Raw genomic sequence first — 12,877 nt, 5'->3', positions numbered from 1 at the left:
TTCTGAACCCACCGAGCGTCGCGGTGGTTGACCGGGCAGCCCGTGTCCCGCGCTCGGTCCGGCATACCTGAGCAGGTCAGGAGGAGATCCGGGCCCGGATCGGGATCTCCTCGGTGTCGACGCCGAGCACCGAGATCTCGTCTGGCTTGGTCGGGAGGACGGTCGCGACGTAGTCCTCGACGGTGTCCTCGATGGGGATGTCGTGGCCGCGCCGCTCGGAGAGGTACCACCGGTGCTCGAGGATCTCGTGGAAGAGCTCTGCCGGCTCCAGCTTGGAGCGCAGCTCGCGGGGGACCGAGCGGGTGATCGGCTCGTAGATCCGGGAGAGCCAGTCGTGCGCGACGAGCTCCTCGTCGTCGTCCTGCCGGTCGGTGCCGGCGCGGTAGGCGTCGAGGTCGTTGAGCAGCCGGCGGGCCTGGTTCTCCTCGACGTCGAGGCCGGTGAGGCGCATGAGGCGGCGGGAGTGGTGGCCGGCGTCGACGACCTTGGGCTGGATGCGGATGTATGCCCCGTCGAAGTCGGTCGTCATCTCCAGCTCGTCGACGTCGAAGCCGAGGTTGTTGAGACGGCGCATCCGCTCGTCCACCCGCCAGCGGTCGCCGCGCTCGAAGCGCTCCTCGCCGGTGAGCTCGTCCCAGAGCAGCTCGTAGCGGTGCATGATCCGGTTGGCGATCTCGATCGGGTCCTCGCCCTCGTCGAGCGAGCCCGCGGCCTCGAGGTCCATGAGCTCGCCGGCGATGTTGCCGTGTGCGACGAAGAGGTCGTGCTCGCGCTGGCCGCGGGACAGCTCGGGGTGGATCTCGGCTGTCTCGGCGTCGACGAGGTAGGCCGCGAAGTCGCCGGCGTCGCGGCGGAAGAGGGTGTTGGACAGCGACACATCGCCCCAGAAGCAGCCGGCCAGGTGGAGCCGGACGAGGAGCACGGCCAGCGCGTCGAGGGTGCGGCGCGCGGTGTCGGGGCGCATCCGCTGGCTGAAGACGGCGCGGTAGGGCAGTGAGAACTTGAGGTGCTGGGTGACGAGGCAGGCGTCCAGCGGCTGGCCGTCGGCGTCGGTGCGGCGGGCCACGACGGCCAGCGGCTTGACGCTGGGCAGGTCGAGCCGCCGCAGGCTGCGCAGGGTGCGGAACTCGCGCCGGGCCAGCGGCTCGGCGATCTCTTTGACCGCCAGCACCTTGCCGCCCAGCCGCACGAAACGCACGACGTGGCGCGAGATCCCGCGGGGGAGCGTGGCCAGGTGGCTCTCCGGCCACTCCTCGAGCGGCACCTCCCACGGCAGGTCGAGCATCGCCGGGTCCGGCTTGATCGCGCTGATGTCGAGCGGCATACCTGAAGCGTAGCGACGCCAGGCCCGGTCCCGACCCCACCGAGCGTCGTGAATGGTTGCCCTGGGGCCCACCGAGCGTCGTGAGTGGTCGCCCTGGGGCCCACCGAGCGTCGTGAATGGTTGCGTGGACCTCCTGGACTCACCCGGGTGTCACTCTGGGTCGAGGGACCAGGGGGAGCTTGCGGAACTCGCCCTCCCGCCTCACCCACCGCTGAATGGCCGGGGGTCGAATCTGTGGACAGGTGCGCGCAGCGGTGAACGGTGTGGATGACGGCCGCCCTTCGCGGCGCTCGGTGGGAGCTGGGGCAACCATGCGGCGCTCGGTGGGGGAGGGGCGGACGCGGCGAGGCCGCCTGCCCCGGGTGGGACAGGCGGCCTCGTGCGCGGTATGCCGTCAGCGCGCCTCGCGCCCGTGCGGCGCGAGGCGCGCTTCTCGGGGTTGCTCAGCTGCTGATGCGCTCGCCGGACTCGGCGTTGAAGAGGTGCACGTGGTCGCCCTTGGGGGTGAAGTGCACGATCTCGCCCTTCTTCGGCGGGGTGCGACCGTCGACGCGCGCGATGAACGGCTTGTCGGTCGCGTCGGCGCCGGGCAGCTCGCCGTAGACGTAGGCGTCCGCGCCGAGCTCCTCGACGACGTCGATCTCGATCGGCAGACCGCGGCCGGAGTCGGACAGGTCGACGTCCTCGGGACGGACACCGAGCACCAGCTCGCTGCCGGCCTTGGAGAGCACCTCGCGGTCGACCGGGTGGACGTAGTCACCGAGCTTGATGCCGCCGTCGGCGACCGGCACGGTCATGAGGTTCATGGCCGGGGAGCCGATGAAGCCGGCGACGAAGACGTTGTTCGGGTGGTCGTACATGTGCCGCGGGCTGTCGCACTGCTGCAGGATGCCGTCCTTGAGGACCGCCACGCGGTCGCCCATCGTCATGGCCTCGACCTGGTCGTGGGTGACGTAGACGGTGGTGACGCCGAGGCGGCGCTGTAGCGAGGCGATCTGGGTGCGGGTCTGCACGCGCAGCTTGGCGTCGAGGTTCGACAGCGGCTCGTCCATGAGGAAGACCTGCGGCTGCCGGACGATCGCGCGGCCCATCGCGACGCGCTGACGCTGACCACCGGAGAGCGCCTTGGGCTTGCGCTCGAGGTACTGCGTCAGGTCCAGGATCTTGGCGGCCTCCTCGACCCGCTCACGGATCTCGGTCTTGGACTTGCCGGCGATCTTGAGCGCGAAGCCCATGTTGTCGGCGACCGTCATGTGCGGGTAGAGCGCGTAGTTCTGGAAGACCATCGCGACGTCGCGGTCCTTGGGCGGCATGTGGGTGACGTCCTTGTCGCCGATGAGGATGCGACCGCCGTTCACCTCCTCCAGCCCGGCGAGCATGCGCAGGGAGGTGGACTTGCCGCAGCCGGAAGGGCCGACGAGGACGAGGAACTCGCCGTCGGCGATCTCGATCTCCAGCTCGTCCACGGAGGGGGTGTCCGCCCCCGGGTAGATGCGTGTGGCCTTGTCATAGGTCACCGTTGCCATGATGCTTCTCCTTCACCGGCAGGTACGTGCCGGACGATCCGTCGTAAAGGACTGACCCGGCGCCGGTTGACGCGAGGTCATCTCCGGGCGGCGAGGGTGGCGGTGGTATGCCGTCAAAGGCGCCGTTGCCGGTGACGGGCGTCACGTTAGCAGATCGTGACCGACCACTTTCCTGCAAGTTCTTGCACTGCTAGCGGGGTTCTTGCATACTGGCGTCACCGGTTGTCGGAGATCACCTTCCGTGACGGCAACCGCGGCACCGTCGCCGCTCTCGGGCAGCGCGGGGCCGGTGACCTCACCACTGTTCGAAGGAGAACCATGAAGCGCACCACCGGTGCTGTAGCCATCACCAGCGCGGCGGCGCTGCTGCTGTCCGCCTGCGGCGGCGAGTCGGGCGAGGAGAACACCGACTCCGGCGCGAACGCCGAGGAGAGCTCGGGCGACGACGCGGCGGCCGAGGACGAGGAGGCCGCCGGCGACGACGCCGCCTCCACCGAGGCCCCCGTCCGCGACGAGAACGCCGAGCTCGTCATCTGGTCCGACGATGTCCGCGCCCCGATCCTGACCGAGTGGGCCGAGCAGTTCGGCGAGGAGTACGGCATCACCACGCAGGTGCAGGTCGCCACCGACGTCCGCCAGCAGTTCAAGGACGCCGCCAACGTCGACCAGGGCCCGGACATCGTCGTCGGCGCCCACGACTGGCTGGGCGAGTTCGTCCAGAACGGCATCGTCGAGCCGGTCCAGATGTCGTCCGACACCCAGGGCCTGTTCACCGAGGAGTCCCTCGCGGCCACGCAGTACGACGGCCAGATCTACGGCGTCCCCTATGCCACCGAGTCGCTCGGCCTCATCCGCAACACCGCGCTCGCCCCCGACGCCCCGGCCACCATGGAGGAGCTCGTCTCCACCGGCCAGGAGCTGGTCGACGCCGGTGACGCGGACCAGCCGATGGTCACCGTCGTGTCCTCGGTCGGCGACGCCTACCACGCCTACCCCTACCTGTCCGCCTACGGCGGCGGCATCTTCGGCACCAACGACGACGGCGGCTGGGACGCCCAGAACGTCATCATCGACTCCGAGGAGACCATCCAGGGCGCCGAGAAGATGGCGTGGCTGGCCGAGGAGAACGCGCTCAACGTCAACATCGACTTCCCGACCATGGAGTCGCTGTTCGCCGAGGGCCGCACGCCGTACATGATCGCCGGTCCGTGGACCATCCCCAACGTCGAGGGCGCCGACATCGAGTACGCCATCGACCCGATCCCGGCGTTCGAGGACGGCGGCGAGCCGGTGCCCTTCCTCGGGGTTCAGATGTTCTACGTCGCCTCAGGTGCGCAGAACCCGACCCTGGCGCAGGAGTTCGTCAACACCTACGTCACCACCGAGGACATGCAGCTCGCGCTCTTCGAGGCGGGCCAGCGGCCCCCGGCCCTGCAGTCGGCCCTGGACACCGTGTCCGCCGAGGACGAGGACATCGAGGCCTGGGCCGCGGCCGGCGAGGGTGCCTCGCCGATGCCGAACATCCCGGCGATGAACGCCGTGTGGCAGCCCCTGGGCCAGGCCACCGCCGACATCGTCTCCGGCGACGCCCCGGCTGACCGCCTGGCGTCCGCGCAGGAGGAGATCGTGGCCAACATCGGCCGCTGACCCTCCGCTCTTCGTCCCGGCCCGGCGGTCAGACCCACCTGCCGCCGGGCCGGGGCACCCCAACCGCAGCACTGCGCGGTATGCCGAGAACCGGGGGCCTCGGCACCCCCACGTCCGTCCTGGGGGACGTCGCGCGACGTCGCCACCCCCGGCATACCCCGTCACCAGCACCCTTTGACGAGCCGGCCGCGAGGCCGGGAGCCGCAGCAAGAAAGAGACGATGATGTCCGACACCACGAGCCGCGAGGTCGACGCCGCGATCGACAACCTCGAACCGAGCGGCGAGCACCTCGAGTTCAGCTCCCGGACCCCGCTGTGGGTCCAGATCGTCAAGTGGGGCCTGATCCTGCTGAGTCTGGTCGTGCTGGGCTGGATGGCCCAGCAGATCATCGAGGCCGGCCACTGGCTCATGGTCTCCCTCGTCGCCTTCATCGGACTGTGCGTCCTGGCGGTGTATGCGACGAAGCGGGCGGTCCCGGCGAAGTACCTCTTCCCGGGTGTGCTGCTCATGCTCCTGCTGCAGATCTGGCCGCTGGTCTACACGGTGCAGATCTCCTTCACCAACTTCGGTGACGGGCACATCAGCTCCAAGGAGGAGGCGATCGCCTCCATCACGGCCAACTCGGTCCGCGAGGTCGATGGCTCTTCGCGCTACGCGCTCAACATCGCCGTCCCGGAGGGCACCGACGCGGCCACCGGCGACCTCGCCTACTTGCTGACCGACGCCGAGGGTGCCTACTTCGTCGGCAACCTGGATGGCCTGGAGGAGCTGCCGGCCGAGGGGGTCGAGGCCGGCCCGACCGGTCGGATCACCTCCGCCGAGGGGTGGACGACGCTGACCCCGCAGGAGGTCAACGAGCGGTCCGACGACCTCGCCGACTTCGGGGTGCCCGTCTTCAACGACGCGGGCGAGCAGACGGCCGGCATCCGCCAGGTGGGTCTGTCCGAGGCCTTCATCGGGACACCCACCAAGGTCTACGACGAGGCGGCCGACACCATCACCGACACGGTGACGGGCACCGTCTACGTCGCCGAGGACGCCAACTTCGTCCCGGAGAGCGGCGAGGGCGCCGCGCTGCCGCAGGGCTGGCGCGAGTTCGTCGGCTTCGAGAACTACACGAGCGCCTTCACCAACGCGACCTTGCGCGAGGGCCTGACCAAGGTCTTCGTGTGGAATGTCTTCTTCGCCGCCTTCACCGTCTTCGCGACGTTCATCCTGGGCATGGCCATCGCCATCCTCATGAACGACGACCGGCTCAAGGGCAAGGGGATCTACCGCTCGCTGCTGATCCTTCCCTACGCGCTCCCGATCTACGTGACGGCGCTGGTCTGGGCCTCGATGTTCAACCCCGACTTCGGCTTGATCAACAACCTCTTCGGGCTCGACATCAACTGGACCGGCAACGCGTGGTGGGCCCGGGCCTCGGTGCTCATCACCAACCTCTGGCTGGGCTTCCCCTACTGGTTCATCGTCTGCACCGGCGCGCTCCAGGCGATCCCGAGCGACGTCAAGGAGGCCGCCCAGATCGACGGGGCCGGGGCGTTCACCACGATCCGGCGGGTGATCATGCCGCTGCTCCTCGTCGCTGTCGGGCCGCTGATGATCGCGTCCTTCGCCTTCAACTTCAACAACTTCTCCCTCATCTGGTTGCTCACCGAGGGCGGACCCTTCGTGGGGGGCCAGAGCTCGATCGGGTCCACCGACCTGCTCATCAGCCTCGCCTACCGGTTGGCCCTGGGCGGTGCGACGCCGAGCTTCGGCTTCGCCTCCGCCATCTCGGTCATCATCTTCTTCCTGGTGGCGATCGTCAGCTACTTCGGATTCCGCCAGACCGCCGCGCTCGAGGACGTGAACTGACATGACTTCTCCTCAGGACCCCACCAACACGACCATGGGCGCGGTCGACGCGCACGGCAGCGACAAGGCGCGCGACGGCCGGCTCGACACCAAGGCGTCCGACGTCTACACCGTGACGACCAAGTCGCGCCGCACGTCCTTCCGGGCGGTCTGGTGGAGGCACGCGCTCGCGCTCCTCTGCCTGGCCTTCGCGCTCTTCCCGATCATCTTCATCGTGTCCTCGGCCTTCAACAACGCCGGCACGCTGTCGACCTCAGGGCTACTGCCCACCCGGCCTGGCCTGGACAACTTCAACGACCTCTTCAACGACGGCGCGCGCCCGTACTGGGCGTGGTACCGCAACTCGCTCATCATCTGCGGTGTCGCCACGCTCGCCACGCTCGTGCTGGGGGCCGCCGCGGCGTATGCCTTCTCCCGGCTCCGGTGGACCGGTCGCCGGTTCGGGCTGCTGTTCATCCTGCTGGTCCAGATGTTCCCCGCGATGCTCGCCTTCATCGCGCTCTACATCACCTTCGCCAACGTCGGCGAGATCATCCCCCAGATCGGGCTCAACACCCTGTGGGGTCTGCTGCTGGTCTACCTGGGTGGGGCGATGGGCTCCAACATCTGGCTCTTCAAGGGCTACTTCGACACCATCCCCCGGGAGCTGGACGAGGCGGCCAAGATCGACGGCGCCAGCCATGCCCGCGTCTTCCTCACCATCATCCTGCCGCTGGTCCGGCCGGTCCTGGCCACCGTGGGCATCCTGGCCTTCGTCGGCCTGTGGGGTGAGTTCCTCCTCGCGAGCATCTTCCTCACCCAGGCCGAGACCCAGACCCTCGCGGTCGGGCTCTACAACACCCGCGAGGCCAATCAGAACGAGTACTTCGGCCAGTTCGTGGCCGGTGCTCTCCTGGCCTCGCTGCCGGTGGTGCTGGTCTACCTCAGCCTGCAGCGGCTGCTCATCGGCGGGATGACGGCGGGCTCGGTGAAGTGACCGAGGCGGCTGATCCCCACCACGACGGGTCGCCGCTCTACGTCAGCGACGCGTCTCCCGCGCCCGGATCGGTGGTCTCGGTCCGGGTGCGGGTGCCGCGCGCCGTCGGCGTCTCGGCGGTGCACGTCCGGACCACCCCGGACGGCGAGCAGTTCTTCACCGCTGCCCGCGTCGTGCACTCCGACGACCACGAGGACTGGTGGCAGGCCGAGATCACCTGCCACAACCCGGTCACGAACTACCGCTTCCTGCTCGAGGGAGCCGGTGGCGACGGGTATGCCTGGCTCAACGGCACCGGGGTGCACCCGCGCGACGTGCCCGACACGAGCGACTTCCGCATCACGACCCACCCGGCGCCGCCGGAGTGGGCGCAGCGGGCGGTGGTCTACCAGATCTTCCCCGACCGCTTCGCCCGCGACGCCGGCGTCGAGCCGGACGGCGACCCCGGGGGGCCGCGCACCGACCTTCCGGACTGGGCGGTCCCGGCGCGGTGGGAGGACCCGGTGTCGCTGGAGCGCGCCGCCAACCCGGTCCAGGTCTTCGGCGGCACCCTCGACGGCGTGCGCGAGCGCCTGGACCACCTCGTCGACCTCGGCGTGGACGTCGTCTACCTCACCCCGGTCTTCCCGGCGCGCTCCAACCACCGCTACGACGCGAGCACCTTCGAGGCGGTCGACCCGGTCCTCGGCGGCGACGCGGCGCTGCTGCGACTGCAGGAGGAGGCGCACGAGCGAGGGTTGCGCGTCATGGGCGACATCACGACCAACCACACCGGCGACGGGCACGAGTGGTATGCCGCCGCCCGGCAGTACCCGGAGGGCGAGCAGGGCGGGTGGTACGTCCGCGACGACGAGCGGTGGGTCACCTGGCTGGGCGTGGCGAGCCTGCCCAAGCTGGACCACTCCGCCGACGGGCTGCGGGCGAGGCTCACCGAGGGGCCGGGGTCGGTCATCGAGCGCTGGCTGGGGGAGGGCGGCGGCTTCGACTCCTGGCGGGTCGACGTCGCCAACATGACCGGGCGCTACAAGGGCGTCGACCTCACCCACCAGGTGGCCCGCGAGACCCGGGCCGCCGTGGACCGGGCGACCGGCGGGCAGGGGCTGCTGGTCGCCGAGCACACCCACGACCACAGCCGGGACGTCGACGGCGACGGCTGGCACGGGGTGATGAACTACTCCGGCTTCACCCGGCCGGTGTGGACCTGGCTGCGGGCGCCGGGCTTCGCGCCGAAGTTCCTCGGCAGCCCGCTGCCGGTGCCGCGGCTGGGGGCCGATCTCGTGGCCGAGACGATGCGGGAGTTCTCCTCGCTGGTGCCGTGGCGGTCGTGGTCGCACTCGATGACGCTGGTCGGCTCGCACGACACGACCCGGGTGCGGACGCTGGTCGGGGACGACGTCGACCAGGTCAAGGTCGCGGCCGGGTTGCTGCTGACCATGCCGGGGATCCCGATGATCACCTACGGCGACGAGATCGGCATACCGGGCGACTTCGGCGAGGACGGCCGCCGGCCCATGCCGTGGGACTCCCGCGGCACCGCGGACGGGCGGTGGGACGAGGAGCTGGTCGAGCACTACCGGGCGCTCGTCGCGCTGCGGCACGACTGCCCTGCGCTCTGGGGCGGGGGGATGCGCTGGCTCTATGCTGAGGGTGAGGCCATGGTCTACCTGCGGGAGCACCCCGAGCAGACCGCGCTGGTGCACGTCGCGCGGGCCGCGCACGACCCCGTGACGATCGACGCGGCCCAGCTGCCCGGTGCGGGCGCCGCCGAGCACCGCGCCGGCGTGGCCGAGGGCCTCGAGCACGGTGAGGGGTCGCTGCGCCTCTCCGCCGCCGGGCCGGGTGTGTCCGTCTGGACCTGGCCGACCGACGCACCGGCCTGGGAGCCGGTGCCCGAGACCTACCGAGGTGGCTGGTGAGCACGATGATCCCGTCCAAGCGGACGGCGGAGAGCACGACGGGCCGGGGGCGGCTGGCCGACCTCGCGGCCTACGCGGGCGTCAGCGAGGCGACCGTGAGCCGGGTGCTCAACGACAAGCCGGGCGTGGCCTCGAGCACGCGGCAGGCGGTGCTCACCGCGGTCGACGTGCTGGGCTATGAGCGGCCGAGCAAGCTGCGGCGCAACAGCGCCGGGCTTGTCGGGCTCATCACCCCCGAGCTCACCAACCCGGTGTTCCCGATGTTCGCCCAGTCGATCGAGACGCAGATGGCGGCGGCCGGCTTCACGCCGGTGCTGTGCACCCAGACGCCGGGGGGCGTGCACGAGGACGAGTATGTCCAGATGCTGCTCGACCGTGGCGTCTCGGCGATCGTCTTCGTCAGCGGCTACCACGCCGACAGCAAGGCCGACATCGAGCGCTACACCGCGCTGCGCGACCGGGGGCTGCCCATCGCGCTGGTCAACGGCTACCGCGAGGGGGTCGACGCCACCTTCATCAGCCACGACGACCAGGCCTCGATGCGGCTGGCGGTGCGCCACCTGCGCGACCTCGGGCATACCCGGATCGGCTTCGCGACCGGACCGGCGCGGTATGTCCCGGTCCAGCGGCGGGTCGAGGGCTTCCGCGAGGCGATGGGGGACGTGCCGGGCGTCGACCTGGACGAGCTGGTCTGCACGACGCTCTTCTCCGTCGAGGGCGGTGCCGCGGCCGGGCGGCAGCTCATCGAGGCGGGGGCGACCGGGATCATCTGCGGCTCGGACGTCATGGCCCTCGGCGTCTTCCGGGCGGCGGCCGCGCTGGGCAAGCGGGTGCCGGAGGACCTGTCGGTCGTGGGTGGGGACGACGTGCCCTTCATGACCTTCGTCGACCCGCCGCTGACGACGGTGCGGATGGACGTCATGGGGATGGCCGAGGCGGCGGTGACGGCGGTGCTGGAGGAGATCGCGGGGGAGCCGGTGGACCGGCGGGAGTACCTCTTCGACCCCGAGCTCATCCTGCGCGAGTCGACCGGGCCCGCGCCGCGCTGAGGGCAACCACTCGTGACGCTCGGTGGGGCTGAGGGCAACCATTCGCGGCGCTCGGTGGTGATGGCTGGGGGGGGGGGGGGGGGGCGGCCGGTCAGCGCTGGCGGGCGGCCAGGAGGGCCTGGAGCAGCTCGACCATGGCGTGCTCGTCGTCGACCCGGAAGCGGGCGGCGGTCTCGCCGTCGCCGACCCGGACCGTGAGCGCGCGCCCGGCGCGCTCGGTGTCCGCGTCGTCGGCCAGGGCGGCGAAGCCGTGCTCGTCGGTGACGTCGTCGCCGGCGTAGAAGACCGCGTCGGCGCCGAGCTCGGTGGCCAGCGCGACGAGGGCGACGCCCTTACCGACGTGCGCCGCAGCCAGCTCGACGACGCCCTTGCCTGGCGTCACCTCCAGCCCGGTATGCCGCGCCCCCAGCTCCTGCGCCGCCGCGAGCGCGGCCTCGGCCTCGGCCTCGGGAAGCCCACGCGTGTGCACCACGCGGGCGGCTGGCTTGCTCTCCACCCGGGCGCCGGGATGGTCCACGCGGAAGGCGGCGAGCTCCTCGTCGAGGCGCTCCAGCAACGCCCGTTGGTCGTCGTCGAGCGCGAGGCCACCGGGCTGCCGGGAGTCCTCGGCGCCGTGGCTGCCGATGAGCACGAGCGGGTCCTGCGCGCCCGAGAGCTCGCGCAAGGGGTCGAGCGCCCGACCACTGACGAGGGCGACCGTCGTGCCGGGGAGGTCGGCGAGGGCGGCAAGGGCGGGCATACCTCCCTCGACCGGGCGGGAGTCCATCGGGTCGAGCACGAGCGGGGCCAGCACCCCGTCGAAGTCGGTGGCGACGAGCACCCGCTCGTGGGCGGCGAAGTCGGCGAGCGCCCGGTCGAGCTCGGGCGACCGGCTCACGCCTGGGCCTTCGCGCCGCTGCGGGAGGGACGCTCGGGCGCGGCCTCGAGGCCGGCGAGGAAGTCCGCCGCCCAGGTCTGCACGTCGTGCTTGCGCACCCGGCGGCGCAGCGCCCGCATGCGCCGCTCCTTCTCCGCCGGCTCGTCGTTGATGGCTCGCAGGATCGTCTCCTTGAGCCCGGCGATGTCGTGCGGGTTGCAGCGGTAGGCCTGCGGCATCTCCTCCGCGGCGCCGGTGAACTCCGAGAGCACGAGGGCGCCCTTGCCGTCGTGGCGGGCGGTGACGTACTCCTTCGCGACGAGGTTCATGCCGTCGCGCAGTGGGGTGATGAGCATGACGTCGGCGACCCGGTAGAGCGCGGCCATCTCCTCGCGCGGGTAAGACTGGTGCAGGTAGTGGATCGCGGTGGCGCCGAGGTGGGAGACGTCGCCGTTGATGCGCCCGACGGTGCCCTCGATCTGCTCGCGCAGGGTGCGGTATGCCTGGACCCGCTCCCGGCTCGGCGTCGCCACCTGGATGAAGGTCACCTGGTCGGGGCTGATCGCGCCGTCGTCGAAGAGCTCCCCGATGGCCCGCAGGCGGTGCCGGATGCCCTTGGTGTAGTCGAGGCGGTCCACCCCCAGCAGCACGACCTCCGGGTTGCCCAGCGACTCGCGGATCTCCTCGGCGCGCTGCTGGACGACGTCGGAGTCGGCGAGCTCACGGAAGCCGGCGGCGTCGATGGAGATGGGCACGGCGGCGGCGCGGACGGTGCGGGGCGCGGCGCCGAGGCGGTCGTCGTCGGTGCCCTGCCACTCGATCTTCTCGCCCCGGGTGGTGGCCCCGAGCACGGTGCGGCACGAGCGGCCGAAGTTGCGGGCGTCGTCAGGGCGCTGGAAGCCGAGGAAGTCGGCGCCGAGCAGCCCGCGCAGGATGCTCTCGCGCCAGGGGAGCTGCGCGAAGAGCTCGACCGGGGGGAAGGGGATGTGGTTGAACCAGCCGATCCTCACGTCGGGGCGCTTGTCCCGGACCAGGGCCGGGACGAGCTGCAGCTGGTAGTCGTGGACCCACACGGTCGCGCCCTCGGCGGCGACCTCGCAGACCGCGTCGGCGAACCGCTGGTTCACCGCCCGGTAGCAGGTCCACCACGAGCGGTGGAAGGTCGGCGGGACGATGACGTCGTGGTAGAGCGGCCACAGGGTGTCGTTGGAGAAGCCCTCGTAGTAGTCGGAGAGCTCCTGGGCCGACAGCGGCACCGGGTGCAGCCGCAGCTTGCCCTCGTCGAAGGGCTCGGGAGCCTCACCGGGGAAGCCGGGCCAGCCCACCCAGGCGGCGTCGCCGTCCCAGCCGCGCATCACCGAGTCCATGGCGGTGACCAGCCCACCGGGGGCCGTGCGCCACTCGGTGCTGCCGTCCGGGGCGGTGTGCTGGTCCACCGGCAGCCGGTTGGCGGCGATCACGAAGTCGTAGGTCTGCTCGCTGCTCATGCACGCTCCTCCAGGTCCCCCGTGGTCGTCGTCGTGGGCCAGCCTAGGCGACACCACCGTCACCGCTCGCTCGGCGGAGGTGTGCGGCGACCCGCCACACCACGTCCACCGGGAACTCACCTCAGACCCAGGAAGAGCGCATACCGTGGAACCCGTGACCGCCGACCTGCCTCGCACCGACGACGCGCGCCCCGACGCGACGCGCCCGGTGCCCGCGACCGGTCGCGGCGGGCCGGCG

The 12,877-nt window shown here is 71.0% G+C and carries 9 protein-coding genes; 5 read left to right on the top strand and 4 right to left on the bottom strand.

Going from position 1 to position 12,877, the window contains the following annotated elements; all coding sequences use genetic code 11:
• Positions 1-76: 76 nt before the first annotated feature.
• Both BJF80_RS14430 and BJF80_RS14425 read right to left on the bottom strand, forming a co-directional pair.
• Entirely contained in the window at positions 77-1,324 is a 1,248-nt protein-coding gene (locus BJF80_RS14430) for a DUF4032 domain-containing protein (protein WP_075814637.1), read from the bottom strand.
• A gap of 443 nt (positions 1,325-1,767) precedes the next feature.
• The gene (locus tag BJF80_RS14425) at positions 1,768-2,850 is read right to left on the bottom strand and encodes an ABC transporter ATP-binding protein (protein ID WP_075814635.1); all 1,083 of its coding nucleotides are present in this window, start codon (positions 2,848-2,850) and stop codon (positions 1,768-1,770) included.
• A 222-nt stretch (positions 2,851-3,072) separates the two neighbouring features.
• Here BJF80_RS14425 and BJF80_RS14420 point away from each other — a divergent pair, with 222 nt between their 5' ends.
• The 5 genes from BJF80_RS14420 to BJF80_RS14400 all read left to right on the top strand — a co-directional run bounded on the left by BJF80_RS14420 (position 3,073) and on the right by BJF80_RS14400 (position 10,296).
• The gene (locus BJF80_RS14420) at positions 3,073-4,497 is read left to right on the top strand and encodes a sugar ABC transporter substrate-binding protein (RefSeq protein ID WP_237767640.1); all 1,425 of its coding nucleotides are present in this window, start codon (positions 3,073-3,075) and stop codon (positions 4,495-4,497) included.
• Positions 4,498-4,720: 223 nt separating this feature from the next.
• Entirely contained in the window at positions 4,721-6,355 is a 1,635-nt protein-coding gene (locus BJF80_RS14415; RefSeq protein ID WP_083673704.1) for an ABC transporter permease subunit, read from the top strand.
• Position 6,356: 1 nt separating this feature from the next.
• Positions 6,357-7,331: a sugar ABC transporter permease gene (locus BJF80_RS14410; RefSeq protein WP_083673703.1), complete on the top strand. Its 975-nt coding sequence runs from the start codon at positions 6,357-6,359 to the stop codon at positions 7,329-7,331.
• Positions 7,328-9,247: a glycoside hydrolase family 13 protein gene (locus tag BJF80_RS14405; RefSeq protein ID WP_075814627.1), complete on the top strand. Its 1,920-nt coding sequence runs from the start codon at positions 7,328-7,330 to the stop codon at positions 9,245-9,247. The genes BJF80_RS14410 and BJF80_RS14405 overlap by 4 nt, the downstream gene beginning before the upstream one ends.
• A gap of 5 nt (positions 9,248-9,252) precedes the next feature.
• Positions 9,253-10,296, top strand: a complete 1,044-nt coding sequence (locus BJF80_RS14400; RefSeq protein WP_075814751.1) for a LacI family DNA-binding transcriptional regulator — start codon at positions 9,253-9,255, stop codon at positions 10,294-10,296.
• 91 nt (positions 10,297-10,387) lie between these two features.
• On the opposite strand, the gene otsB is transcribed toward BJF80_RS14400, so the two are convergent.
• Both otsB and BJF80_RS14390 read right to left on the bottom strand, forming a co-directional pair.
• Entirely contained in the window at positions 10,388-11,173 is a 786-nt protein-coding gene (gene otsB / locus BJF80_RS14395) for a trehalose-phosphatase (protein ID WP_075814625.1), read from the bottom strand.
• Positions 11,170-12,639 (bottom strand): alpha,alpha-trehalose-phosphate synthase (UDP-forming), encoded by a 1,470-nt coding sequence (locus tag BJF80_RS14390; RefSeq protein ID WP_075814622.1) that lies wholly within the window; start codon positions 12,637-12,639, stop codon positions 11,170-11,172. Before BJF80_RS14390 ends, otsB begins: the two co-directional genes overlap by 4 nt.
• Between the last annotated feature and the right edge of the window lie 238 nt (positions 12,640-12,877).

Source organism: Serinicoccus sp. CUA-874 (assembly GCF_001942225.1).
Lineage (GTDB): Bacteria > Actinomycetota > Actinomycetes > Actinomycetales > Dermatophilaceae > Ornithinicoccus > Ornithinicoccus marinus.
The sequence above is the reverse complement of the archived record's forward strand: the minus strand, read 5'-3'. Positions and strand labels throughout refer to the sequence as shown.

Bases quoted from the DNA above. Each gene is read 5' to 3' on its own strand.
- BJF80_RS14430 (WP_075814637.1), bottom strand. From the start codon at position 1,324: ATGCCGCTCGACATCAGCGCGATCAAGCCGGACCCGGCGATGCTCGAC.
- BJF80_RS14425 (WP_075814635.1), bottom strand. From the start codon at position 2,850: ATGGCAACGGTGACCTATGACAAGGCCACACGCATCTACCCGGGGGCG.
- BJF80_RS14415 (WP_083673704.1), top strand. From the start codon at position 4,721: ATGTCCGACACCACGAGCCGCGAGGTCGACGCCGCGATCGACAACCTC.
- BJF80_RS14410 (WP_083673703.1), top strand. From the start codon at position 6,357: ATGACTTCTCCTCAGGACCCCACCAACACGACCATGGGCGCGGTCGAC.
- BJF80_RS14400 (WP_075814751.1), top strand. From the start codon at position 9,253: ATGATCCCGTCCAAGCGGACGGCGGAGAGCACGACGGGCCGGGGGCGG.
- BJF80_RS14390 (WP_075814622.1), bottom strand. From the start codon at position 12,639: ATGAGCAGCGAGCAGACCTACGACTTCGTGATCGCCGCCAACCGGCTG.